Source organism: Vannielia litorea, from assembly GCF_018424695.1.
GTDB classification, from domain to species: domain Bacteria; phylum Pseudomonadota; class Alphaproteobacteria; order Rhodobacterales; family Rhodobacteraceae; genus Vannielia; species Vannielia litorea_A.
The window spans coordinates 61,676-86,792 of record NZ_QTNQ01000010.1; the positions used below are offsets into that span (position 1 = coordinate 61,676).

Sequence of the window (25,117 nt, forward strand, 5' to 3'; positions counted from 1 at the left end):
GCTAACGGAAAGGCCTTGTCAGAAGTGACCCGCCCCGAAACTAATAGCAATCGGACGCTCGATGCCCCCCCAAACATGGGCGAGATGGTGAAACCTGCCGAGCTTATCGAGGTTAAGGGCGCGTCCAAGCTGACACTGGCAGACCGGCGGCTGTTCAATGTGCTGCTACGCCATGCCTTCGGCTCTGACCTGGCGTCGGAGAACAGGCGCTGTGAAATCGCGGTTGCCGACCTAAGAGAAACGCACGAAAGCAATGATCGGCTTGTGCAGTCGATTGAATCCCTCATGACGACCGAGGTGACGATCCAGCGCCCGGACGGATCGACTGACCGCGTGCAGCTTCTGGGGTGGAACAACCTGTCAGACCCCAAGCGAAAGCGCGGCAACCTGAAATACTCGATCCCGCACGAGCTGGCGTTGCTGCTCAAGGATTCCACCGTTTTTTCCAAGCTGGAGCTGGAAGTGCTGCAGGCCTTTACCTCGAAATACGCACTGGCCCTCTATGAAGCCGTGGCGCGGCGTGTGCGGCTCAAGCATGAGTTCACCGAACGGTTCGCCTTAGATGACTTCCGGGAACTCTTAGGCGTGGAAGCGGACAAGCTGACCACCTATGGCAATCTGAACCAATACGCGATCAAGCCAGCATTGCTGGAAGTCAACGCCCTGTCTAACTTCACCGTGACCGTGATGCCCGAGAAGACCGGACGGCGCGTCACCCGTGTTTTGATCGGCTGGGGTGCGAAGGACACTAATGGCCGGAAAGCCGCCTATGCCGAGCCGCAATGCCCCCGCGTGGGCCGTAAGGCGCGGATTACCAGCACCGTTAAGGAAATGTTGCCGCGGGAGGTGATCGAATGAAGCACATGCACTCGCTGCCTGTTCTGCTCTTCGGAATCTTCATAGGGTCCTCCAGCACGGCGATGGAAGCGTCTGTTACGGTTCCAGGGTGCCCCTCTCCCGTCTCTTTTGAGCTGAACGATTATTGGTCAGATGCCAACCAAGCACCTGACATTATTCAGACTCTTTCGGCAAACAAGGCTAGAAAAGCCGAATACACAGCAGCGTGGATAGTCGAGCAAGAAGGAGCTGGTCCTGCGTGGGTAGCAATTGGAACGCTTGGCTCTCTCAAGCCAGCCCAAGGCAAAATCACTGTCAAACAGTTCGAGGAAATTCGAACTACTTTCCTCGCCCAAGTTGAAAATTTGTCGCCAGAAATCCGGGAAGCCGTGCGAGAGCGCTCCGATGCTTTAGCTCACGGGGCATTGGTCCCGTTCGATCAGCCCGAACATATGCTGTTTGGGTCACTTAACGGAGAAGCCGATTTTGCTATTCTCGGTGTTGTTAGCTCTCGTCAGGGCGCGTTTGTGTCCGCTTCAAAGCACTTCTTCTGGAACGGCTGCATGGCGGTAGCTCAGTTTTCCGTGCCGCTCGGAGGTCTAACGCTAGAAGGCGTCGAGGCGGCGGTCAGTGATGTTTCATTGTCAAAAGGCAATTGATCAGATGCGTACGCGTTCCGACCGAAGACGAGCCTGGACCGAGGAATCGGCGGCGAGAGTTAGGCTGCTCTCTTCTTTGGTCCTGTGTATATCCATGTTGGGAATGCCTTCATTCGCTCAGGAGCTGCACGAGATCGTGCGGGATCAAGAATATCTTGACGTTCGGAATGCTCTCGAACGGCAACAATGGTCCAAGCCCGATCTGTCAAAGGCCCTAGTTGCCGCAGCAGGACTTAACCGGTCAGCCGCCGCGCGACTCTTGCTCGAAGCCGGGGCCGATCCAAACTTCAAAATCTTCGGGAGCAGTGTTATAGTGACCGCCATGCGCGAGAATAGTGCCGCTACGCTAGATGTGATCCTTGAAAGCGGCGGGGACCCTAATCAACGGGTTGGATTCGACTGGACGCCGCTACACCACGCTATCCTAGCAGATGGTGTTAGATTTCAATCCCTGGGAATTTTGCTTGAACACGGCGCTGAGATTGACGCGCGAACAAGCTTGCAAGTGACTCCCCTGCACAGGGCTGCCGACTTCTGTCTTGCGAGAGCTGTAGAAGCTCTTCTGAACGCAGGTGCGGACCCTTCTCTGACCGAGAAGTATGGCAGAACTGCGTATCAACGATCTGTTGCTGCGGATTGCCCTGGGATAGGAGGGTTATCAGCACCCTGATTTCTTGCGAATGCGGGATGGCACTAAGCTGCCACCTGCTCAGCGCTGTTTTCCACCGTTAGAATATTCCGCACGGTAGTCGCGTGCCACTTTCCGCCCCGTGCCGTTTTGATCCCTCGTGCGTTTAATTCCGCCGCGATCTGGCGAAGGGACGCGGCCCCTGCCCTGATCTGCTCGATCACCGGCAACACGTTCTCAGCATGGGCAAGCGCACGCGCCTTATTCACCGCTGCGCCCTTGCGTGCCGCCTGACGCTGCTCAGAAGCCCGCTCGGGGATCGACCAGCCCAGTTTGACCCCGCGTGCCTTTGCCGCCGCCAGCGCTGCCTTGGTGCGCTCTGAGATTGCGCGGCCTTCTTGTTCCGCGACTGCGGCCATGATGTGCAGCACAAAGCGGTTCGCCTCTGGCATATCCGCCGCCGTGACCTCGACCCCGCTTTCCAGAAGGTTCGCAATGAAAGCGACATTGCGGGCGAGACGGTCCAGCTTGGCGATAAGCAGCACGGCCCCTGCCCGCTTCGCCTCCGCCAGCGCCCGCGCCAGCTCCGGGCGATCTGACCGCTTGCCGCTTTCGACCTCGACAAACTCAGCCACGACTTCGCCCCGGCCCAGGACATGCGCCGCGACCGCTGCGCGTTGCGCTTCCAGCCCCAAGCCGCTCTGGCCCTGGCGTTCGGTAGATACGCGAAGGTAGGTGACGAATTTCATGGCGCGGCCCTCTCGATCCTGGGGGAAACCTTAGGGTGTATAAAAACCCTACGTCCGTTGCGTTTTTATACTTATGAATGCGTTTACGTAATTCTGCAAGCACGTATGTATGAAATTATGCTTTTGCGGCTCTGCGCATTTGCGATAGCTATTGCCTATGAACAGACTGAAGCCCGCTAACCTAAAACGCCTTTCCTTGCCAGAGCTTCGCGCAAGGTACTCACTGGCAGAGACAGACGCCGATGAGAAAGCACGGATCGTTGTCGAGCTGAAGCAGCTCCAAAAGATGGCGAAGAAGCAAAAAGGCTCAGGCAATAAACCTACGGCGAGCGTCTCCAAGATTTATCAAACGAAGGTGCACGGCCCTGCCTTCAGGGGCGGTCGAATGAGTTAATATGCAATCGATACTTATAGCCGCTCGGAAAGGTGGGGCTGGCAAAACAACTTTGGCCCGCAAGCTTTCCGTTGCCGCTTCACAAGGCGGCCTCGGGGTGCTTTGCCTCGATCTAGGCCTTCAACCAAACTGGCCGAGGCCAGCCGAGTGTTCCAATGTGCCAATGAGTTTAGGCTATAGATCGTAGCGGGGACCAATGCCCCCCCACGTCCTGGGGCCCGTCGCAAACATGGGTCTGAGACGTACTAAGTTTCGGCGATGTCTCCAGGCACACTGGAACACCCGGACCGATCCCAAATCAGGGAAAGGCTTGGGTAAAGTGGCATTGGAAAACTGGAGCGTCCAGCCCGTGCTCTGACCCTACATAACTGGATCGTCTGAAGCGGGAGTGCACCGCTAGATTTCCGGAGCAGGAAGAGGACCGCTACTCTCCAGCGAGGAACTAATTACTCAGCCGTTAGTCACGCAGAAAGCCCCCCCCGGCGCGTGGGCGAATGTGGCAGATGTTTAAGAAAACTGTAGCTTAGCGACAGCCCGTTCAAGCCGCTCGCCAAAATCACCACCCATTCTACCCCCCTCATTCAGCCGCTTCACTTCTTCCAGTTCGCGAGCAAGTTGAATAACTTGCTCGGGCGCAAACTCGACGGCTTTTGGCTTTGGATAGACATATGGAATGATACCTTTCCAAGCGGCAATTGCTTGACCAAAGTCACCCATGCGTTCGGCAGTCTCCGCCAATCGCACGAGCGCCTGTACAGGGCATTTTCCCGCAGCGGTCAGTTCCTCGGCAATTACTTCACTGCGACGCATCCGAGAACCTACGGGCCGGCCTGCCCCAGCACGCTTACCGCCATGCTTACCACCAGAAACCGCCATCTTGAATTCTCCGCATTCTTATTCAAGTCCGACTTTACAATACCAGGTATTTCGCTATTCAAGAAGCCATTTCCAGATCGTCTGTATATTTTTTATTGCCTGATATCGAACCAATTCGCCCGAGCTCTTTTCCTTGGTCACAGCTTTACAAACAGATTTTTGGATGGAGCAAAAAAGGAGAACAATACTTCAGACGATCAGCTTTTCCCACATAGCGACGTTTTCTACAGACTTCTCATCGACCGCCTGCAAGCAGCAGGGGCGCTGGACCGCCCAGGACCGATGGTGGACCCAGGCGGACCAGGTATGACATCCTCAGTTTCCCTTTTGTTTACCGAGAGGCCGACGGACGTTGTGGACGCTGACCGTTCGCAAGTCTCGGCGGACTGGTGATGCGACTGAAGGACCGGCCACTAGCGCTGGCCGTTGATCAGCTTAAAGCCACTTACTAACAGAGCCGAGGCGCTCCTGCAGTCAACGGACCTTTCGGAACTTCCGCACGCTTTCCTTGGTCCATTCGGGCGCACTGATCGGCTTAATGCCGGCCTCGTTCAGTCGCGCCGCAATCTCGGCGTTGGTCATCTCCTCGACCGCAAGATGACCGATTGCCTCGCGGATCGCGGCCTTGCGTTCAGGCTTTGTCGCCCTGTAGGCGGCCTGTACATCTGACCACATTCGGAAGTGCTCAGTGGGGTCAAAGGTCTGGCCGTCAACTTCAATCGGCACCGGATCGAGTTCAGTAAAGGGCGTGCCAGACTCCGTCAGCCGCTGGTGTAGTGGCTTGTGTGTCCGCCAGCCAAAGGACTGAGCGAAGTCCACGAGAACGAGCTCTGCGCGCGCAGCCTGGCTCGCAACGATGGCCGCGTCGAGTGCGGGTAGAACAAACTGCGTGCCGCGATCCGGAGCCACCTCGAGAAAGATGCGCTCTCCAGCCAGATCACCTTTCTGTTCCTTTACCCAACGACGCACCCGATCTCGCTGATAGCGAATGGTGCGGCTTTGTCCTGCCGCCTCGTCCACGTCTTTGGGCAGTGCCGTGAAGTCCACGGATGGCACCGGAAGCGTCCAGTAGAAACCGAAGTAGCGCGGCATCGTCACCTCCCGGATGGGTGTCGAGGTGCGGAAAATTCCGACAGACCACCATGTGCCCGTCGTCGTGGTGTAATGTGTCCGCAACTTTAGACGATGGACGACGACATGCTATCCCAATCAGCCTTTCTCGCTGAAAGACGTCGCCAATCCTCGCACTTGGACATTTTATAGGGGGCAATCAACGTTGAATGATCGCAAGAAATTGGAGGCGCTGGCGGCCTTTCTGCCCGAGTTCTCGAAGGAGAGCTTTCAAGCAGGAAGGCACGCGGGAGGGGAGCAAGTTGGCAACGGCGTCTTTCGGATGCCCTATGTCCAGCTCGACGAAAAAGCTCATCGCTTCATCCAGTCGCTCTACGACAACATGTGGATCGACACGTCCTTCGATTGGGGGAAGTGGTCCAATTCCGAAGAGGCCCGGAAGATTGCCGAGGATCCGCGCCACCTGGAGACCGCGGATGCGCGACTTCTGTCGAAGGTTCTGACGGCCTACGTGCGAGCGGATCGATTCAATGATGGCGCCCTGCTGGGGGCTTTCGAGAGCGGTCATATTCTCGCGGTTCTGAACCGTGCGCAGGATCTTCTGGCTCCGGATGAGGTGCCTGAAGCATGCCCCATGCTTCCCGCCCCGGCTGACCTGCTGGGACACGTCGCCGATGCCGTGCTGCGTGCCGGCGTCATGCTTCGCGCCGAGTTCCATCGGCCGGGCGGCCCACGTGGGTCGGGGTCGAAAGCCCCGATCGACGACGAGGTAGAAGTAATGCTGCGGGATCGCCTGATGTCTCTCCACCAGTGCGGCTGGCACGGAGAAGAAACCGGCTCCGCCGCCTCCAGCTCCCCCGACACTTGGGTCGTCGATCCGCAGGATGGGACGCGCGCGTTCCTGAAGGGCCTGCGTGGGGCTGCGATTTCGGTCGCGCTGATCCGGAATGGCGCGGCGGTTTTGGGCATCGTGTATGCGCCCACTGCACCTGATGACGGTGGCGACTTCTTCGCTTGGGCCGAGGGTCTGCCGCCCACGCGCAACGGCGTACCGCTTGAAGCCTTAGCGCCGAGGTCAACGTTTGCGCCCGAAACTGTCGTGGCGCTCAACGAGGAGGCCGGAGATTTCGCCGCCGCGAACTATCGCCATATTGCGCATACCCGTGTCCTGGCCGTTCCAAGTATTGCCTACAGGCTCGCTCTGGCTGCCGCGGGGGAAGTCGATGTGAGCATCAGTTTCACGCAGGGTCTCGATCCCTACGATATCGCGGGCGGCCATGCGCTGCTGACAGCGGTCGGTGGGGAACTTAAGCAGTTGGACGAACGTCCGATCACCTATCGCCCCGGCACATCGTTCAACGGCTGCATCGGCGGAGGCGGCCTTGAAGTCGACGTGCTGCTCTGCTGCAACGTCGGCGCTCGGGGGACGCCTGTGCCGCGTACGCCGGCGCGTCCGATTTATCGCGTCGCATCAGCCCTCATGCTGTCGCGAGCCCAGGGCGCGATGCTTGGCCAGCTTGCGGGAGACGCACTGGGCTCGGCAGTGGAGTTCCGCATGGCATCGGACATTGCGGATCAGTTTCCGAACGGCGTGCGCGACCTGAAAGATGGCGGAACTTGGAACCTGCTGGCCGGGCAACCGACCGATGACAGCGAGATGGCGCTGGCGCTCGCGCGCAGCCTTGTTGAAGAGGGTAAGTTCGACGAAGTGACGGTCGGCCGAGCCTATGTCACTTGGGGCGCAAGCGGTCCTTTCGATATCGGCGGCACGACGAGCGCTGGGCTTGCGGCCATCGCGGGACACGGCCAACCGAACTGCAGGAGCCAATCGAACGGAGCACTCATGCGGGTGAGCCCAATCGGGGTATTCGCCGTGGACCGGCCGGGCTACGCCGCGCGTTTGGCCGCGCGCGACGCGGCAATGACCCATCCGCACCCGGTCTGCATCGCCGCCTCCGCGGCTTTCGCCGCGGCCATCTCCGTCGGGGTGTCAGGGGCTGACCCCTCGACCATGGTATCGGTGGCTCTTGCGCATGCTGGCAGCGGCGACGGGGCGGAGGTGGTGCGCCAGACGATCTTGCACGCCCTAGACGAACCGCCAGCGGACTACCTGCACAATATCGGCTGGGTACTCATCGCACTCGGCAACGCTTTCCACCGCCTCGCGATCCGCCAGCCGCTGGAGGATGCACTGATCGAAACGGTCGGCGAGGGAGGAGACACGGACACGAACGCCGCTATCGCGGGGGCGCTGCTCGGCGCTGCACAGGGCCGAAAGGCGGTGCCGGCCCGTTGGCGGAGAGCCGTCCTGTCGTGCCGCGCGGTGTCCGAGGACGGCGTCGCGCATCCGCGCCCCAAGGACTACTGGCCGGACGACGCGATGGACCTGGCAGAGGCCCTGCTGGTCGCTGGGCGGAAAGCCTGATGCGCTACGGGCTGCAACGGGTGATCGACCCTACCAAGCAATGCGAGGTCTGGGAAGGATCAAGGTAAGACTAGACGATGACAAGAAACTGCGATGTTTGCGGACGGAATTCGGAGCTGACAATCTTGTCGAGCCGGATGGCACCGATCAGCTATAGCTTGTGTTCTGACTGCACGACACGCGGGGCGGAGAACATCGGCTTCGTCTCGTTCTGGCGCGCCACATATGGCGGCGCAGACGCCGCGCCTGGTTTTCAGGCGGATCCTGTCGCTTGGGTCGATGCATCTTACGTGGGTTGGCCTCAGATCCGGGCGCATCACATCCGAAACGAGGATGAGATTCTAAGCTCTTTCGCCGAGGAATTCTCCCTCGGCGACGACCCGTACTTCGGCCCATGAAGCATTTCGGCGCATACGACCTGGCTGGTGCTGATCAGACGCGAGACAGTATCGCGATCTCCCACCTTAGCCGGCGACATAGCATCCATTGCGAGGCGTGCTTCGCACACGGTGTGCAGACTGGGCGCACGAACTCGGCCTTGCTGAACCGCCGGGAAATCGAAACACTGGCCCAACGATTGCCAAAGTTTGCCGCGACCCTGTGCCAGAACGAGGCGGAGCGATGAACTCATTTCAGGAACTCAAGAGCAAGCAACGCAGGCTCCGTGGAGGTTTTCCCGAGAACATGGCGCTTCGGGTCCACAGGGCTATCTCGTGGATCGGGCGAGCCGAGCAGTCGCCCGGCGATCCGGATGCGGCGTTCCTATTCCTCTGGATTGCGTTCAACGCAGCCTATGCAGGTGAAGCGGACGTGGAGGCCGGGCCCACGCTTGGGGACCGCAGCCAGTTCGCCGAATATCTCGCACGCGTTGTCTCCTACGATGAAACGGAGCGCCTTCACGACGCTGTCTGGAACAAGTTTGAGGGTCCGATCGCCAAACTCATGCAGAACCGTTACGTTTTCCGACCTTTCTGGCAGCACCAGAACGGCATCGCCGGGAACGAGGACTGGGACCGGAAGTTTGTCGCCTCTGCCAAGAGCTTTGTGCGTGCGATGGAGGAAAAACAGACTGTAAAGGTTCTGACCATCGTCTTCGACCGGCTCTATATGCTGCGCTGTCAATTGACGCACGGCGGCGCAACCTGGGGTGGCAAAGTCAACCGCGAGCAGCTCAAAGACGGCGCGGCCATCCTCGGCACGCTGCTGCCGGTTATGGTGGACCTTATGCTGGACAACCCCGAGGAAGACTGGGGCAGACCTTTCTACCCAGTCATCGGACCAATGCCGCGTTGAAGGACTGCCTCCAAACTGAAAGGCTTTCCACGTGATCGACCGTGGTTACACTAACCTTGACCGTTTTCGCTGCCTGCTCCGCATTCACCCAAAGACGATTGTATGACTCTTGATCCGCTAATGACATGGAACCCAACGACCGGGGCGCTTCGCCCGGTCGTGTCCGATCTGCTTCGCGAGGCCTACTTGGTTCCCGTCGTGCCGCCCGCCGATTTGGCGGCGATCCTGTCCGAAACGCCCGGCCCCTGGACCGAGAGCTTCGAGACCGCGCCGCGCGAAACCGTTGCTGCGGTCTCCAAGGCTCTGCGCGATCTCATGCTGGCAACGCCGCGGATCGAGACAGAGGATGTAGATATTTCGGGGTTGGAACCTCATTCGCGGCTCTACCGACACGTCGAAGCTCTCCTTGGTGTCTGGCGGAAGATGGGTATGGCCCTGCCCGAAGAGATCCAGGTCATGCGCCATGTGATCGGATCGGACGGCAGAGACGTGCTGGAAGCGCTACCAATCGTGGACACAGGCGAAGATAAATTTGCTCCCCGCGCCACGACTGAATTGCGCGCAGCACTCCTGCGGCATCACGGGCAGGCAAGTGAGAGCGCCAAGCAGCTTTGGCGGGCACGGCAAGCACGCATCTTCAGCGGCGCGAATGACGGCACCAGCCTGGCTCTTGCCCTAGAAGGGTTGACCGGCCCGGTCGGTGCGCCGCGCGATCCTGACGGTTCGCTTGGAGTCTGGGGGGTCCGGGATCTTTCGGAGGAGGCCGACCTGGCAGCCGCGCTCTGCCGGGGCATGATCGACAATGACACCAAGGCTGCGGACATCGCGATCCTGCTGCCCGGGGAGGCCGCCTACGCGTACCACCTCGGCCGGGCCTTCGCTGCGGCTGGTGTGCCGCTCTCGGGGCTGCCAGCGCCGACACCGCGCCGCGACATCGCGATGGAAACGCTCCTGCATTTTGTCCTCGCACTGAATAAGCCCGCCCCCGCGATGGTCCTGGCGAGCCTCTATGTCTCTCCTATGATGCCCTGGACTGCCGAAACAGGGGCTATCCTAGCCCGGGAGACCATGAAGGGCCGGTTCGAGCCGGTGCTAGCAAAGGCTTTCGACGGCAAAGCAAAACGGCTGTTCCAAACTCTGCGCGATGATCGGCCGAACAGCGCGGAAACGATCGCCCGGAAGATCGACCTTCTGACGCATTGCCTGACTGAAGACGAAGCTTTCCGCGAGGAAACCGCGTCGCTGAGAACTCGTGCAGCCCAATTGAAGGGCCTGCTTGCGTCCCTTGACTGGCCAAACTGGGAGGGGCTGCTAGAGGCGCTGAAGCCCACCGTGCCCGACGCGCCGCCGCCGGAGCGTTTTGTTGAAGGCGTCAGCGTTTTCCAGGAGACCGCCCTGCCCTGGCGTGGGGCGAAGCACCTGATCGTCCTCGGCGCGGTCAGTGGGCGTTACCCACGTGGGGCCTCAGCATCACCGCTGTTCCTCGACAGCGAACGCGAGGCCTTCCAGCAGGCAACCGGCCTGCATCTTCCTGGACGGGGCGAGCAGATCTCTCTCGGGCTCGAGTTGTTCCGCCGCCAATTTTCAGTTCCGAGCGAAAGTTGTACATTCCTCGTGCCCCGAAGAGATGCCAGCGGATCGCGACTGGCCACATCCACAGTGCTGTCGTTGATCGCACGAACGGTGCGCAACGGCTCAAAGACCGCGACAACCGCGATTGATGATCCCGAAAAACTTGTCCGCGATGTTCGATCCTTGCCCGGTGACGCCTGGCCTTGCAGGCGACGGACCGTTCCGCCAACCGGCTGGAATCCGGTCGCGCAACTCCCGAGCGACGGAGTTGTTAAACTGAACCGCAACCTGTTCATGATCCGACAGGACGCAGAAGGCAGCGCGCGGCGTCAGTCGCCCAGCCGTCTCGAAAAGCTGATGGTCAGCCCGCTCGCCTGGACCCTATCGGAATTTGGCGTGGACGAGGTACAATGGACGCCGGAGACCTATGACCACATCATTGCTGGGACGCTGGCCCACGAGGTGTTGGAATATCTCTTTCCAAAAGATCAGCCGTTGCCGGATGATGCGCGCCTCGAGGAGCAGGTCGGGCCGCTGCTGGATGCTGCAATTCGTCGGACGGCACCATTTCTCAGCACCGCAATTTGGCGCATCGAACGGCAGGGCCTGGAACGAGACATCCGGCGCGATGCGCGACTCTGGCGTGCAGCGCTGGCCTCGATCAGGGCAGAAGTGCTCGATAACGAAATCGACCTGATGGGCGAGGCGCACGGGCTGAACCTGTTCGGCCGCGCAGATTGCCTTCTCCGCATACCAGATGGCCGCCTGATCATCGTCGATCACAAGAAAAGCCGGACCGGTGGCCGACGGGACCGTATGCAGGTCGGCTGGGACCTCCAGTTGGGCCTCTACCGGGCCATGCTTCAGCGCCCTGCTTTGAAGGATGGCGTTCTGAGTAGGATGCTGGAGAACGAGCCGGACATAACGGTGGCCTATCACCTGATTAACGACAGCGGGATTCTTATGAACGGTACACCGGTCGGGGGTCAGGGGTTCGAAGTGATCGACGGCGACATTTCTCAATCCGCCATCGAAACCCTGAAGATGAGGATCGGCGAAGTCGGCAACGGATTGATCCGATTGAACACCACGGAGGATGCCGCGTACTTCCAGAAGACCGCGAAGCTGACGCCCTATGCTCTGAAGGACAGCACGCTGGTGGCGAGCTTCCTGGTTCCGGTCAGCAGTGACGAGGGAGCTGTGGATGACTAAGGCATTTACCGTCGTTCCAGCGGGCGCAGGATCGGGCAAGACATACCGGATCAAGACAGACCTGATGGACTGGGTGCGCGCCAAGACAGTCCTACCTCACCGGATCATGGCGGTAACCTTTACGGAAGCCGCGGCGGGGGAACTGAAGGAACGCATCCGTAGTTCACTCCTGGCCGAGGGCATGGTGAATGAGGCGCTGGACGTCGAGCGCGCCTATGTCTCGACGATCCACAGTCTTGGCCTGCGGATCATGACTGAGCACGCTTTCGCGACGGGCAGCTCCCCGCAACCGCGTCACCTGAGCGACGCAGAGCGCGACCTGCTAATCCGCAAGGAGCTGGTACATTGCGAGGCCCTTGATCCGATCAAGGCCAACTTGCCGCGCTTTGGCTACACCGCAAACGTGGGGACGGAAGAAACCGCCGAGGACAGATTCCGCAGCAGTGTATTCCGTACGATCGACCTGCTGCGCGGACTGGGTGACGGCGGCACCGACCCCGCGCTGGCGGAAGAGGCCACGGCGTCCTTGCGCGCCAGCTACGGCCCTGTTGCCGCGGACCCTGCCCCACTGCGCGATGACCTTCAGGCCGCCGCAACGGCGCTGCTGGCGGAGTTTCCGGAAGGCGGCAAACCCTTTGCGGGTACAACAAAGGCCGCCAGGGACGGATTCCGCGACCAACACCGCGCGTTGATTTCAGCGCGCGATGGCCGAGAGCTGGATCACGACTGGAAGCTCTGGCTGACGCTCTGCAAGCTTCGTGTGAAGGCGCGTGGGTCCGACATCCCGGACGACTTCGTCGCACTCTCGGAAGCTGTCATGGCGGCCGCCGGCAAGGTCGAGCGACATCCCGGGCCGCTTGAGGATGCCTGCACGAACCTCCGGAGCCTGATCCTGGGCGCTCAGACCATCATGGCAGGCTATGCCGAAAAGAAGCGCACGGCGGGCGTCATCGACTTCTCGGACATGGTGGTGGGCGCCGAACGCCTGCTGCGAACCCAGCCCGAGGTGCTTTCGGCGGTTTTGGCAGATATCGATTGCCTTATCGTGGACGAGTTCCAGGATACCAACCCGGTTCAATTTGCTCTTCTTTGGCGCATCGCACAGGCGGCTCCCCGCACGCTTCTGGTCGGCGACACAAAGCAGTCGATCATGGGCTTCCAGGGCGCCGACCCGCGCCTGACCGAGGAGTTGGTCCGTGCCTACCCTGACAAGGTGGAACCCCTCGATAAGAACTGGCGCAGCGACCCGCGGATCATGGCCTTCGTCAACGATGTAAGTGCGAATTTGTTCTGCACGGGCTACACCCCGCTGGAAGCACAGCGCCCCGAGACCGGTGAGACGGTCCTGGACTTTGTACGCATACCCCAGGGTCGAAGCTCGCGCGCGCCCAACGCCCGGCCGGAACAGCACATCGCGTCGCGCATCAAGGATCTACTGGACGAAGGGACGCGCGTTGCAGACCGACATAGCGACCTTGAGGCCCCGCAGATGCGCCCGGTCAGGCCGGGCGACATTGCTATTCTGTGCCAGACTCATACACAGGCCTCTCGCTACGCGGATCGCCTGCAGGACCTCGGGATCCCGGTCCGTATAAACCGAGAGGGCTGGCTGACGTCGCCACCGGTTTCCGCCGCATGCACCGCGCTGTCCTTCGTCGCAGATCCAACTGATGCCCATGCGGCGCTCTGCCTGTTGACCCTCGGACCCCATGCAATGTCCTTGCAGGACGCCATGACCGCTCTTTCCGAAGGCACCCTACTTGACCATGCAGTCCTTGCCCCCCTGCACGCCCTCGCAAGCGCCGCGCGCGCCATGCCCCTTGCCTCCCTCCTGCCGGCTACCATCGATGCGGCAGGGGTGCGCGAATGGGCCGACAGCCTGCCGGATCCGACGCAGATGCGCGCGGACCTTCTAAGGCTTGAAACCGAAGCCGCCGAGTTCGAAGCCGCCCACCAAGACATGAAGGCCGCCGCCGGCTTCTATGGCCAGAGCGCCCAGGTGTTTCTTGGCTGGCTCCGGTCCCGCCAGGGCGTGCGCGACTTCGACCGTCACCCCGATCCGGGCTCAGGCCCCGTCGAGGGCGTCGAGGTCGTCACCTGGCACGCCTCGAAAGGCCGGGAATGGAACATTGTGGTCGTAACAGGTCTCGACCATTCGATCGGTGAGAAGCCAGGCACGCTGCGGGCGGAGTTCGGAGACTTCTCGGACCTTTCCAACGTATTGGCTAAGGCTATCCTGCGTTACACGCCATCGCTGCATATTCCCGTAAAACAGGACATATTCGTCGAGGCACGGCGGCCGGCGGCGGAAGCCGACGCCCGGCGACTGCTATATGTCGCCCTCACGCGCGCGCGCGACAGACTGGTGCTGGAGTGGCCAGACTTCAAGCTGAAGAAGCCCTCGGAAGGCCCCGGCCCGGCGAATTTCGCCGAGATGCTCGTCCGCGAATGCAAGCTCGATCTGCGTGCCGGACACGCCATGGTCGGTGAACACGCCCACGCCGCCCGGCAGCTTTTTTGCACCGACGAGGCCCCGCCCGAGTTCGGGACACTCGCTGCCCCCACTTCGGCTCCCTATCTCGCTTTCGGGTTTCCAGGACCTCTTTCCGACGCCCCCACAACGCCATGGCGTATCCGCCCGTCGCAGTTGGCCAACGCGGAGAACACTGTGGCGCAGAGGATCGAATGGATCGACCTAGCGGCCTCTGTCCCGATGCTCGACGACACATTCGACGACGCCAGCAAGAGGGGGACGGCCTGGCACCTCGTATTTCGAACCGCCCTGCTAAGGGCCGATCTGATGACCAACGTACAGCGGGCAACTGGGCTCGACACCGCCGCGGTCACGGCCATCGAAGCCCAGGCCCGAGCGCTAAAGGCTTGGCTCAACGGGATGGGCTATGACCAGTTGCATTGCGAACTCCCAGTACAGATCGAAGAAGCCTCGGGCGCCCAGATTAACGCCACGATTGATCTCCTTGCGGAAGGTCCGGAGGGATTCCTTATAGTCGATCACAAGTCCGGAGCGTCGATGGATCTGGATGCGGGCTATGCGACCTACCGGCCGCAACTTGCGGCGTATGCAGCTGTCATCGAAAGGGTGTTCCCAGAAAAACGTGCCGCCGGCATGGCGATCAATTGGATGCGACAAGGAACAGTTGTCTGGGAGAAGCTATGAGCACGGAGATCACCGCAGCAAAAGAGGTACGGAAGACGTCACTGGACCCAATCAGCCTTCAGGATCTGTCCGAAAGGCTGAAAAAGTCGCCGATGTTCAACCTCTCACTGTCGTCGCGTGAGTTGTTTCATTCCAACTTCTTGGCGTGGCTATTTGACACCTACCCTACAAGCATCACACGCGTGATCGGCCTGGAAGCGCTTCAAGCAAAAAATGTTACTATCAAGCGCGAGTGGAAAAATCTTGATCTGCTGATCGAGGTCACCGACAGCAGTCAGAAGAAGATGATTGTTGCCATTGAAAACAAGGTTAAGGACGTCCCCAAGCTAGAGCAGCTTAAGAAGTATCAGCAGAGGCTAGAGCGTGACTTTCCGGCGGCCAATTTTGATCTCATCATATTATCCCTCGTGCCTCCATCCGAGAAAATTAAGAAGCAGGCGACTTGGAGGTACATGGACTACGAAACCCTCGGATATCGCCTACAGGACTGGGCTGAAGGCGAGAGCATGCTGGAGGGCCACATGACTATTATTTCCTCGTACGCCGAGATGGTCATCGACCTGTCTCAGCTGATTTCTATTGCGATTGGGCAAGACGGCCTTCCCGACAAGGATTGGTTCATAGGCAAGCCAACCAAACGCCAGAACGAGATCCTTAAGGTGCTTTCAAGACTCAGTTTTGACGATACAGTTGCAAAACACCAAGCTGCCGCGCTCCTGGACAAAGTAGAAGCAGAGACCTTCGAAACACTGACGGCGCTGCGTGAGAGACCAGATGGTCTAGAACTAGAAACTGGCCGTGATTTCCGCAACAAACAGCCTCTGATAGGCTTCTCCCTTACCAAGAACATTGGGCCAGGGAAGCTTTCCCTCGGAATCCAGGTGCAGAACAAGCAATACCGCCGATTCATTAGATTCTCAGGCTATAATATAGAATCTAAAGGAAAGGCAAAAGAGAAATACGAAAGCCTCCATAACCTAATTCGCAATACAGACAACTACAGATGGTTGATAGCGCCAAGACTTGATGGCAAAGGGTGGATCGTCCCCCGTGTCCAACGCTCTCGCGGCGCGTTCTCGGAGAAGCTGCGTACAAGTCTAAGAGAAAATGCCCCAATAAACAGCTATGCTCCGAATTTCGTGTACCAACATGTCCGGGTAGATCCAGAAGGGACCGCGGGCACCATAGCTTCATCGAAACTACCGGAAACCATTGCTGAGGATCTAAGGTACGCGGAATCCCTGCTGACTGATCCGGACTACGTGGCAACCTTTAGGGATAAGCGGTGAGCACTTCCAGAAATCGACCTCCGAAGGATTGGTCGACGAATACTTGTCGAGTCTGGCGGCTATTGCCTCGAGCGTACGTAATCGATGACCGCGCTGCCGAGGAATAGTCAACTAGGTCAGATAAAGAGATCGAATGTACGACATCATCCCAGACATCCATGGCCAAGCCGAGAAGTTCACGTCACGACTAACATCCCTAGGCTACCGTGAACGGCGCGGTGCTTGGCGTCATGATGACCCTCGCCGGCAGGTCGTCTTCTTGGGTGACTTCATCGATCGCGGTCCGCGAAACGGCGACGTGATCGACGTCGTCCGACGGATGGTCGATGCCGGCACGGCCCATGCCGTCATGGGCAATCACGAACTCAATGCCATCCATTTTCACACACCCCATCCCCAAACCGGTCTTCCGCTCCGCTCTCATTCATCGAAGAATATGGAACAGCACGCGTCGTTTCTTGGCGAGTATCCCGTCGGCTCCGCGGCGACCGCCGATGTAATCGCCTGGATGAAGTCGCTTCCCCTGTTTCTCGAGATGGATGGGTTCCGGTTCGTCCACGCCTGCTGGGACGAGGAAGTCATCTCGCAACTTCGGGAGGCCACCGTCGATGGCCGGCTCTCCGACGCTCAACTCATCGAGGCTGGCAAAAAGGGTGAGCCACTTCACGGTTTCGTCGAGACGACGACCAAAGGCCCTGAAACCGAGCTACCAGAGGGGTATTCGTTTCGCGACAAGGGGAACCACGAAAGGACCGAAGTGCGCCTGAAATGGTGGAACGGCGATGCCAAAACCTGGCGAGACATAGCCATCTCGGTGCCCGACCTGACCCAGTTGCCTGCCGAGGCACTTCCTTCCCGCGTCTCGAGATCGGTTTATTCCAAGGATGCGGATCCGGTCTTCTTCGGACATTATTGGCTGACTGGCGAGCCCGAGCAGCAGTCCCAGAACGCGCTCTGTCTCGATTATTCGGCCGGCAAGGACGGTCCCCTCGTCGCGTACTGTATCGCCGCGCCTGGAGAAGCGATTGACCTCAAGAACCTCGTGATCGGCTGACAGTCAAAGCCCCGCGTCTCGATCTTCGGCGCGATCTCTGTGACCGACCTCAATCGACAACTCTTGCGATCGATGCCAAGGACGTTTCTCCAGCCCTCCGGTCATGCACCAAAAAGACCGAAACACTCAGTGCGGTAGCACAAGAATATTCTCAACATTTCACAGTGACATCGGGAAGCGGCTGTACATCATCACAGCCGGCCAGGTGATCTCCGGGTTGTTCTTAGAGTATCGAAGAGGAGAACTTCAGGGCATCGCAGGACGATAGCTCCCGCCCTCCCCGCTTGAAGCCAAGTTCGTCCAAAAGAGCCTTCCAGCGTTTTTGGCCAAGCGATCACCGTTATTGTTCACTCCCACTCACCAAGCTATCGTATCCCCAGAAAAGCAAGTCGGGCTCGTTTTCGAGCCTAGAGCTTGCAGAACGGATGTCTTACAACGCGAAATGGCTGAACAGTTTAAACTAGACTTTGAAACCGCACACCGGCTGTGCGAATTTATCCTGCTCGCAGTTGCCGATGGCCCAGTTCCCTGGCAAAAAGTTGCTTCAGAGTTCCTAGCGACAGGAGCTCTTGAGAGTTGTGAAGAGTTTAGATGGCTATTCTCTCGGTGTATTGCTCAAATGCTTGTTGAGAACTGGCTGATCAAAGCAACTGATGGCCCCCACTACGAGATAGGCCTCACGTTCAAGGGCGGCACTGTACTTCGGCATATAACTGAAATCTCCGCATTCTACGATCGACACTTTGCGGCGATCATCCGAAAAACTGAACGAGCCAAGGCTGCAGCGCAGGCGAAGCGAGAAAAGCACCTCAAATCCGCCGAAAAAGCCGGACGGAAGGCAGAGAAGCGGAAAAAGAAGACGCGAAGCGCAAACCATTCGACTGCCCCCGTATCTCCCGCCAAGTCAGCAAAGATTGACCTCTTTAGTAGCGGCAAGAGGATCCGCACATCGATACCATCCAAAGACAATATCCAGCTTCTACAGCTCTGGAAATCGAACACTTTGGGTGCGGCCAGCTCTTCTGGCACAAAGCGTGACCAACACCTGCTGATCGTCGCAGCTATTGAGAAGGAATGGAAGCGTCGGATACGGGAATTGCCGGAGAGCGAGGCCTTCAAGTGGCCTTCCACTGATGTCGGTTCTGGATCTGGAGGCGGGAACTTTGAACGTCAGGAGATCAGTTATCTTAAGATCCTGGGCTATACAGTGGGAAGGACTGACGGCCTTCCCGAGTCCTCCAGGCAACTTATTCTAGATCGATGTTTTTCGGGGCAATTGCCACCCTACCAGAGCATCTCGGAAATGAGGAAATGGGGTGAGCCGAAAAGCTCGCTTCGGCTTAGGAAGATGGCCTATCACATCGCCTCACTTGCGAAGAATTTCAAGAAAATGCCATCAGGCGGCTATGATGGCGCAATCGCAGATTGGGAAGATGACCTGAAGTACCTATACGACAAATACTATGTACGTTACTTCCGCTTCGCGTGGCCATCCAATTGATCCAGTTCATCGGAAGTTTGAGCTACCACCCGAAATTCGGACACTGACATAAGCTACGATTTGCAGTCTTCTGATCTTCGACGAGAAGGAGATCAGAGATGTCGAAACGCAAGCAGCACGCACCCGAGTTCAAAGCGAAGGTCGCGCTGGAAGCCCTGAAGGGTGAAGAGACAGCGGCCGAGCTGGCGAGCCGGTTCGGGGTGCATCCCACGATGCTCCATCAATGGAAGCGGGCGCTGCTCGAAGGTGCTGCCGGCGTGTTCGAACGCGGGAGCCACAAGTAGCCGGAGATCGACGAGGAGCAGGTGCAGGAACTCCACGCCAAGATCGGGGAGCTGGCGGTGGCCATCTCTTTTTTTGGAACGAAAGCTGAAGCTCTGGGGCGGGAAGTGAGGCGCGGCATGATCGAGCCGGGCCACCCGGACCTGTCGATCGGCCAGCAGTGCAAGCTGCTGTCGATCGCGCGCTCGTCTTTCTACTACACCGCCACGGGCGAGACCGAACAGAACCTCGGCCTGATTCGGCGGATCGACGAGCAGTTCCTCGAGACCCCGTTCTTCGGTGTCGGCCAGATGACCTGGCACCTGCGCAACGACGGGCATCTGGTGAACGAGAAGCGGATACGCCGGCTAATGCGCCTCATGGGACTGATGCCGATTTACCAGAAGCCCAGCACGAGCAGACCGGCGAAAGGACACAAGACCTATCCTTACCTTCTGAAAGGGCTGCGCGTGGATCGTCCGAACCAGGTCTGGTGTTCGGACATCACCTACCTGCCGATGCGGCGCGTGTTCCTTTACCTCGTGGCGATCATGGACTGGCACACCCGCAAGGTTCTGTCCTGGCGGATCTAGAACACGCTGGAGGCCGACTTCTGTGTCGAGGCGCTGAACGAGGCCATCCACAAGTTCGGCCCGCCCGAGATCATGAATACGGACCAGGGATCCCAGTTCACATCCTTCGCCTGGACGGACCGGCTCCGCCGATCCGGCGTGCGCATCTCGATGGATGGGAAAGGCCGGTTCCTCGACAACATCTTCATCGAGCGGCTGTGGCGAACCCTGAAATACGAATGCGTCTACCTGCATGCGCGTGAGACCGGATCAGAGACGAAAGCGGCCATCCGGAAATGGATGACCGTCTACAACCACCAGCGTCCTCACTCAGCCCTCGGCGGCAAGCCACCGGCGCTTGTCTATTGGCAGAGAAATGATATCAACCAACCCGATCAGCTGGTGCAACGAGTAACTTAAATCACGCCAGATCCTGTCCAAAAGACGGGGAGTAGCTCAATCGGGCGCCGGCACCAGAGGTCATCATCCTCGTGGATCGACGGCCGACCATGCATTAGCATTTAAACCGGACCACTCGCTGGGGTCAGCTCAGTGAGATAGGGGGCTAGACAATGCTGGATTCACGCAGTGAATCCCCCATCCGATTTGTGCAACAAGGCCACGCGAAGCTATTCGCGCCTAACTGTCGATTTCGCGCATGAAATCTCTTGCAATCTGCCCCCACGAGAGCCGGACGTCTTGAAGCATATCTAGCTCTCGATCGGTAGCTTCGTCCTCCATGCGCGCCCAAGCTGTTAGCAGCAATTTCAATGCAACAAGAGCCGGGCTATCTTCGCTCGCTTCGTCCTCCCGGAGAAGTTCGATGAAGTTCTTATAGGCAGGGTGCCGCGTGTTCAGCTTGATGAAGTATTCGCCACGCTCTTGGGCAAGATCAAAGATCGCTGGAGACGAAAGTGCAGCTTCGCTGAACATGTAACGAATGCCTGAGCTGACCGCTTCAATTGAAAGCGTCTCGGCGTGTGCTTCGTCGTAACCGGAGTCCAGGTATGCCTTTTTAACGGCTTGGCGGCGTTCATCTTCGGTCGCGTTTGCAAAGGCCGTATCCGAAGCAGTAGCCTTCTGAGCTGCTCTGATCTCGGTAACCTTGGTGGCCGTTGTTTCTGCCCTGCGCGACTTCTCTTTCGCTTGGCGGCTTCCGGCATTCTGCTTACGAATATGCTCACGCAATGTCTTCAGGCGTGATGCCATTGCCATGGAAACCCTATAGTTTGCGAGCTTCGGGTCTTTTGTCTCTTGCAGCTGCTCCATAAGCTCGCTTGCTGACATTCCAAGGGTGTCCGCATCTTCTTTGTAGTCAGCAGCATAGAGGTTAGTAGCTGCTTGCTTGTCGTTGGTGACGCCGAAAATATCATCGAGCTCAGGTTGGAACTCGATCTCGATGCCCCACCAGCGCTCACGTGGCTCACTTGGGTTTACCCAAGATTGATTCATCTCGAGCTCACGCCCAGCACGTACAATGCTTACTCCCACATTCCTCTTAAGAAATTTACCGATAGGCGTGGCCCCGCCAGCCCCCCCTCCCTCTCCAGCTAACCTGGTGTCCTGCTTTGCAACTGAATAGCGAATGATAATCTCGCTTTCCCGACCATCAGGTAATGTCACTTTCAGAACATCAGGGTTACCGAATTCCTCGAATGCCGCCGTCTCTGCAAACTCATCGGGCGCGGAAGTCCCGAAGGTTAGCATCAGAGGATCATTTGGGCGAACATAGAGCTCGTCGAGAAACTCGTAGTTCGAATGATCAACCGCATCGTAGGCTCCAAACCGTATCTTAACCGAGCCATCGGCGATGAAGCGCCGGTATAGGCGGCCAATCAAGAACTCAGAGTTCCGGAAGAATGCGCGATGCCGAACCCAAGTAGTCTTGTCAAGATTGCGCCAAATCACGAGAGTGCCACTGTCCCCAATGTTGGATTTAACCAGCCGCTTATAGTGCTCGGGAAACGCTTTTACCTGAGGCTCCGGGACCTCACGCATTTTTCCGTCAAGAATTTGATCGACGCTCAGGAAAGTGTGGCGGCACTCTCCGTTTTGCCAGGAGTACACTTCCACAAAACGGCACTGGGATATAGAGGCGTTCGGAAGCCCCATACCAAATTTCCCGATACCCTTTTGGTTTTCCGGATCTAGGTTGGTCCCATGTCCGAACATAAGTGCCTTTCGAAGAAGGCTGGGATTCATTCCGGATGCATTGTCATAGACGATAATCTCGTCAATCCGCTTTGCTTGCCTCGATCCAATTTGGACAGGACGCTCCAAACAGACGACTTCGACGTTGGTTACGTCGTTCCCGCAGGCGAGACCCGCTTGGATGCTGTTGTCGATGAGTTCTGCAACGGCGTGGTCAGTGCTCTTGAAGCCGCTTGAACGCATTGCTCTGATGGCCAGATGCGGCGGGACAATATCGTAGACATCCTGTGACGACCGCTGCTCCGATGATTGCATATCTTCCATGTCTTACTGCTCCGTCCAAAGATCATCCCAAAAGGTGAATGCTTCACCGAGGTTCCTGAATCCGTACTTTTGATCCACGACCGTGATCACTTTACAAGTGTCGGTACCACCCGCTCTTATACCTCTGATCACACGACCAACCATTTGGCTGTACAAGACCAATGACTCTGTCGGTCGCGCAATGATTGCTACATTGGCCTTTGGTGCATCAAAACCCGTGCTCAGAACTCCATAGTTGCAAAGTACAGAGATCTCTCCCGACTTAAACCTCTCGATCGACCTCTGTCGTGACTGCCGTGTTGTTGCTCCAGTAACGCAAGCGGCGCTCGTCCCTCGCATCTTCAGAAGAGCCGTAAGAGTGTTTGCGTGCTCAACTGAGCAAGCAAACAAAATCACGCGATTGCCATCTTTTGCCTCTTTCTCAGTCCTTAGGAGAATGCGGAGGTTTCGTGCCGTATCTTCTCCGATCCTCTTTAGGGCAGCGCGGGGCACCTCACCTGTCGACGCAAGCTGTTCGATTTCAGCATCTGTGAGATCCGCGCCACCGTCGTACTTGATCTCTTCGGTTGTGACCTTCGCCAAATATCCTTCTGCAACGAGGTAATCCACGGGGCTGTCATAGCCCACGACGTCGAGCGTAACTTTCTTTCGATCAAAGAAATCAGCGAGCTCTTCATCTGCATCGACGTCAAGCCAACTGCGCCCAGGCGTTGCCGTGAGCCCCAGGAGTTTGCACGTACCCCTAGGTGCGAGGAGCTCGAGAACGTGGCGATAAGTGTCAGCGGTTGCTTTATGCGCTTCGTCGATCACAACCAAACCCGCAGATCGTCCCAGGGCGAAGAGCGCTCCGTCCCTCTGGCGGCTAAACGCCAAGGCGTGAGCTGACTGAAGACTAACGACAACAAATGCATTTTCAGGTGCGCCGATATCTTCCTTTGCCAGAGCGCCGAAGTGGCGGGTCACTCGCACGCTTCTATTGCCCAAAGACTTCCAGGCTTTCTCAAATTCGGAAGCCGCCTGCTCACAGAGCTCCTCAGAGTGGGCCAACCATATTGCAGAGCGTCCATCGGCGAGCTCACCGCGGAGAAGGTCTACAATAACGTTCATCGCAGACCGTGTCTTTCCCGCGCCGGTAGGCATGTGAAGGATCACTCTATTTCCGTCCCCGGATAGGGATTGGTGGACCCGGCTCACTGCACGGATTTGGTGCGCGAAAAGCGGATAGTCAGGAACAAGCTCGGATTGCTTGGGTTTTGAAACGATCTCCTCGTCCCCCGCCTCAACCTCCCAGGGATCAAGGCCTAACCATGTGAGGAACAAACTGTAGGCGTTGCTACCTTTACGGAACGTGACTTCGGCTAACTCAGACCAAGGCGCCAGTCCCGGCAGCCCAAGAAGTTGGGCGAGATCCGTCGCCTCATCTTTGGGAAGACTGTCGAATACAGCTGCTCGGACATCCTTTCGTGTCAAAAGGATGCCTTGGCCCTCCATGTCGACCAAGAGTTCTGCAAGCGCCTTCGGACCTACGCGACGATCATCTAGGCACGCCAAGATATCGACCGCCTCTTGGCCGAGCAGACTAGTTAGTTTCTCCTCACCCAGCCGCGCCAGGATCGATCGTTGTTTGTCCATGTTGTAAATGCTAGAGTTCGCTTAACGTATTAATATCAAGGCGATGCGGGGATCCATGACTGGCGGCAGTGAATTTGAGGACCTCTCTGAACTTGAAGCGGCAATCATTCTCTATGCTGCCACAGTAGTCGCAGATGGGGAAGTGCACGCGAAGGAAACAGAAGAACTTGTACAACAAATCAAGCTTATCGTTGGCGACTTGGGCAAAAGTGCGACAGAGTTTGAGGCAAACCTCTCAGAGTTCCTTCAGCATCTTAACACCGAAGAAGGGACGTCCCCCCTTGAGCTCAACAGACAGCAGGTCATGCTCCTTGCTGGCCTTATCGAAAGTGATGACCTCAAGATCCAGGTCATGAATGCGATCTTCGAAATTGCATATGCTGATGACGATTATCATGACACAGAGAGAGAGATCGTAACCATTCTTCGAGAGTGCTGGGGCGTCTAGTCTATGCGCCTATTACATGGAACCTCACTCCAACAAGCCATTCAGGAAGCGGCGTATGCATCTGAACGAGCATGGCTTGTGAGTGGTTTCATCAAGTCAGGCCTTTTGCCGAGAGCCGGAATCAACAAGAAATCAGATCTGAGAGTCTTCTCCCGATGGCGTCTCTCAGACCTTGTCGGCGGAGGGAGCGACCTAGACGCCGCCCGAGAGGTCCTTGCCGTTGGGGGAAACTTCTCAATCCATCCGAGGCTTCATGCAAAGGTCTTCGTTTTCGACGACATCGCATTCGTTGGAAGTGCTAACCTTACAGGCTCAGGACTTCCAACCGTTGAAGGTACAGGAAACCTCGAAGCTGCACTCGCCACTCCACAGATCTCTGAGGTCGTCGATTTTGTGACTGACCTTTGCAATCACTCAATGCTTCTGAGTGATGAGCTCGTCGAGGAGATCTCAAGAGAGGTTGAGCGGCTGACACAGCCTGAAGCGGTCGCGCTAACCGAAGCCTCCACTAGAATGCCCGCAGCTTTCGAGCGTGTCGCACGTGAGACACAACAAAGACCTTTCACGGGTGCTGACTTTCCGTGGTGCGATGGGCCCGCGGAGGTGATGATCGGCGAGGTTTCGGAACCATCAGTGGAACATGATCTTGAACTCTTTTCATTGGCACCAAATCCGAGTCTTGCCGCTCTCAAGACTTCTTTCCTCCAGAGTCGATGTTACGCGTGGCTTTCGTCTCAAACCGAAGATGAAGTCCGCTACGGCGATCTGACAGCTCGCTTGCACGATGCACTCGATGGCGACCCCAGGCCGTACCGCCGGGAGGTCAAACGGTTGCTGAGTAACCTTTTGGCTTGGGCTGTCGAGTGCGACCCTGATCGATTCCTCCAAATATCCCATAGCTACACACGGAGCTATCGATCTGTGCGTTAGGATACATCGAATTTGGCGCTTTGTGGTCGGGCATGCGTAGGCACTGCGTATTCAGGTAGGG

The 25,117-nt window shown here is 57.9% G+C and carries 20 protein-coding genes and 1 pseudogene; 16 read left to right on the forward strand and 5 right to left on the reverse strand.

The window, feature by feature from the left end:
• Positions 1-75: 75 nt before the first annotated feature.
• From DYI42_RS05770 to DYI42_RS24640, 3 genes are all read left to right on the forward strand, one after another.
• The gene (locus tag DYI42_RS05770) at positions 76-858 is read left to right on the forward strand and encodes a replication initiation protein (protein WP_213544976.1); all 783 of its coding nucleotides are present in this window, start codon (positions 76-78) and stop codon (positions 856-858) included.
• Entirely contained in the window at positions 855-1,496 is a 642-nt protein-coding gene (locus DYI42_RS05775; RefSeq protein ID WP_213544977.1) for a hypothetical protein, read from the forward strand. The genes DYI42_RS05770 and DYI42_RS05775 overlap by 4 nt, the downstream gene beginning before the upstream one ends.
• Before the next feature lie 322 nt (positions 1,497-1,818).
• Entirely contained in the window at positions 1,819-2,166 is a 348-nt protein-coding gene (locus DYI42_RS24640) for an ankyrin repeat domain-containing protein (RefSeq protein WP_369334180.1), read from the forward strand.
• Between the two features lie 23 nt (positions 2,167-2,189).
• Here DYI42_RS24640 and DYI42_RS05785 read toward each other — a convergent pair whose 3' ends face one another.
• Positions 2,190-2,873, reverse strand: a complete 684-nt coding sequence (locus tag DYI42_RS05785; RefSeq protein ID WP_213544979.1) for a recombinase family protein — start codon at positions 2,871-2,873, stop codon at positions 2,190-2,192.
• A gap of 157 nt (positions 2,874-3,030) precedes the next feature.
• Between DYI42_RS05785 and DYI42_RS05790 the strand changes: the two genes are divergently transcribed.
• Together DYI42_RS05790 and DYI42_RS24645 are read left to right on the forward strand one after the other, a co-directional pair.
• Entirely contained in the window at positions 3,031-3,267 is a 237-nt protein-coding gene (locus tag DYI42_RS05790; protein ID WP_213544980.1) for a hypothetical protein, read from the forward strand.
• Between the two features lies 1 nt (position 3,268).
• Positions 3,269-3,454: a nucleotide-binding protein gene (locus DYI42_RS24645; protein ID WP_213544981.1), complete on the forward strand. Its 186-nt coding sequence runs from the start codon at positions 3,269-3,271 to the stop codon at positions 3,452-3,454.
• Positions 3,455-3,774: 320 nt separating this feature from the next.
• Here the strand turns inward: DYI42_RS24645 and DYI42_RS05800 are convergent, their stop codons facing one another.
• Positions 3,775-3,984: a hypothetical protein gene (locus tag DYI42_RS05800; RefSeq protein WP_213544982.1), complete on the reverse strand. Its 210-nt coding sequence runs from the start codon at positions 3,982-3,984 to the stop codon at positions 3,775-3,777.
• Between DYI42_RS05800 and DYI42_RS05805 the strand changes: the two genes are divergently transcribed.
• Positions 3,967-4,536: a hypothetical protein gene (locus DYI42_RS05805; protein WP_213544983.1), complete on the forward strand. Its 570-nt coding sequence runs from the start codon at positions 3,967-3,969 to the stop codon at positions 4,534-4,536. The genes DYI42_RS05800 and DYI42_RS05805 overlap by 18 nt on opposite strands.
• Before the next feature lie 81 nt (positions 4,537-4,617).
• On the opposite strand, the gene DYI42_RS05810 is transcribed toward DYI42_RS05805, so the two are convergent.
• Complete coding sequence (locus DYI42_RS05810) at positions 4,618-5,235, reverse strand: recombinase family protein (RefSeq protein WP_213544984.1); 618 nt, start codon at positions 5,233-5,235, stop codon at positions 4,618-4,620.
• Between the two features lie 184 nt (positions 5,236-5,419).
• Here DYI42_RS05810 and DYI42_RS05815 point away from each other — a divergent pair, with 184 nt between their 5' ends.
• The 8 genes and pseudogenes from DYI42_RS05815 to DYI42_RS05850 all read left to right on the forward strand — a co-directional run bounded on the left by DYI42_RS05815 (position 5,420) and on the right by DYI42_RS05850 (position 19,991).
• On the forward strand, positions 5,420-7,639 hold the full coding sequence (locus DYI42_RS05815; protein WP_213544985.1) for an inositol monophosphatase family protein: 2,220 nt from the start codon (positions 5,420-5,422) through the stop codon (positions 7,637-7,639).
• Between the two features lie 621 nt (positions 7,640-8,260).
• A complete protein-coding gene (locus DYI42_RS05820; RefSeq protein WP_213544986.1) occupies positions 8,261-8,932 on the forward strand; it encodes a HEPN domain-containing protein in 672 nt (223 codons plus the stop codon).
• A 102-nt stretch (positions 8,933-9,034) separates the two neighbouring features.
• Positions 9,035-11,716, forward strand: coding sequence for a PD-(D/E)XK nuclease family protein (locus DYI42_RS05825; protein WP_213544987.1), 2,682 nt, complete (start codon positions 9,035-9,037; stop codon positions 11,714-11,716).
• Complete coding sequence (locus DYI42_RS05830) at positions 11,709-14,894, forward strand: UvrD-helicase domain-containing protein (protein ID WP_213544988.1); 3,186 nt, start codon at positions 11,709-11,711, stop codon at positions 14,892-14,894. The genes DYI42_RS05825 and DYI42_RS05830 overlap by 8 nt, the downstream gene beginning before the upstream one ends.
• Positions 14,891-16,183: a PD-(D/E)XK nuclease family protein gene (locus DYI42_RS05835; protein ID WP_213544989.1), complete on the forward strand. Its 1,293-nt coding sequence runs from the start codon at positions 14,891-14,893 to the stop codon at positions 16,181-16,183. The genes DYI42_RS05830 and DYI42_RS05835 overlap by 4 nt, the downstream gene beginning before the upstream one ends.
• 133 nt (positions 16,184-16,316) lie before the next feature.
• Positions 16,317-17,237 (forward strand): metallophosphoesterase, encoded by a 921-nt coding sequence (locus DYI42_RS05840; RefSeq protein ID WP_213544990.1) that lies wholly within the window; start codon positions 16,317-16,319, stop codon positions 17,235-17,237.
• Between the two features lie 442 nt (positions 17,238-17,679).
• A complete protein-coding gene (locus tag DYI42_RS05845) occupies positions 17,680-18,738 on the forward strand; it encodes a hypothetical protein (protein ID WP_213544991.1) in 1,059 nt (352 codons plus the stop codon).
• A 98-nt stretch (positions 18,739-18,836) separates the two neighbouring features.
• Positions 18,837-19,991 (forward strand): annotated as a pseudogene (locus tag DYI42_RS05850) (IS3 family transposase).
• A 219-nt stretch (positions 19,992-20,210) separates the two neighbouring features.
• On the opposite strand, the gene DYI42_RS05855 reads toward DYI42_RS05850, so the two are convergent.
• Both DYI42_RS05855 and DYI42_RS05860 read right to left on the reverse strand, forming a co-directional pair.
• The gene (locus DYI42_RS05855; protein WP_213544992.1) at positions 20,211-22,046 is read right to left on the reverse strand and encodes an ATP-binding protein; all 1,836 of its coding nucleotides are present in this window, start codon (positions 22,044-22,046) and stop codon (positions 20,211-20,213) included.
• Positions 22,047-22,049: 3 nt separating this feature from the next.
• Positions 22,050-23,678: a DEAD/DEAH box helicase gene (locus tag DYI42_RS05860; RefSeq protein ID WP_213544993.1), complete on the reverse strand. Its 1,629-nt coding sequence runs from the start codon at positions 23,676-23,678 to the stop codon at positions 22,050-22,052.
• A 43-nt stretch (positions 23,679-23,721) separates the two neighbouring features.
• Between DYI42_RS05860 and DYI42_RS05865 the strand changes: the two genes are divergently transcribed.
• Positions 23,722-24,126: a TerB family tellurite resistance protein gene (locus DYI42_RS05865; protein ID WP_213544994.1), complete on the forward strand. Its 405-nt coding sequence runs from the start codon at positions 23,722-23,724 to the stop codon at positions 24,124-24,126.
• Positions 24,127-24,204: 78 nt separating this feature from the next.
• Positions 24,205-25,056: a phospholipase D family protein gene (locus tag DYI42_RS05870; RefSeq protein ID WP_213544995.1), complete on the forward strand. Its 852-nt coding sequence runs from the start codon at positions 24,205-24,207 to the stop codon at positions 25,054-25,056.
• The last annotated feature ends 61 nt before the right edge of the window (positions 25,057-25,117 follow it).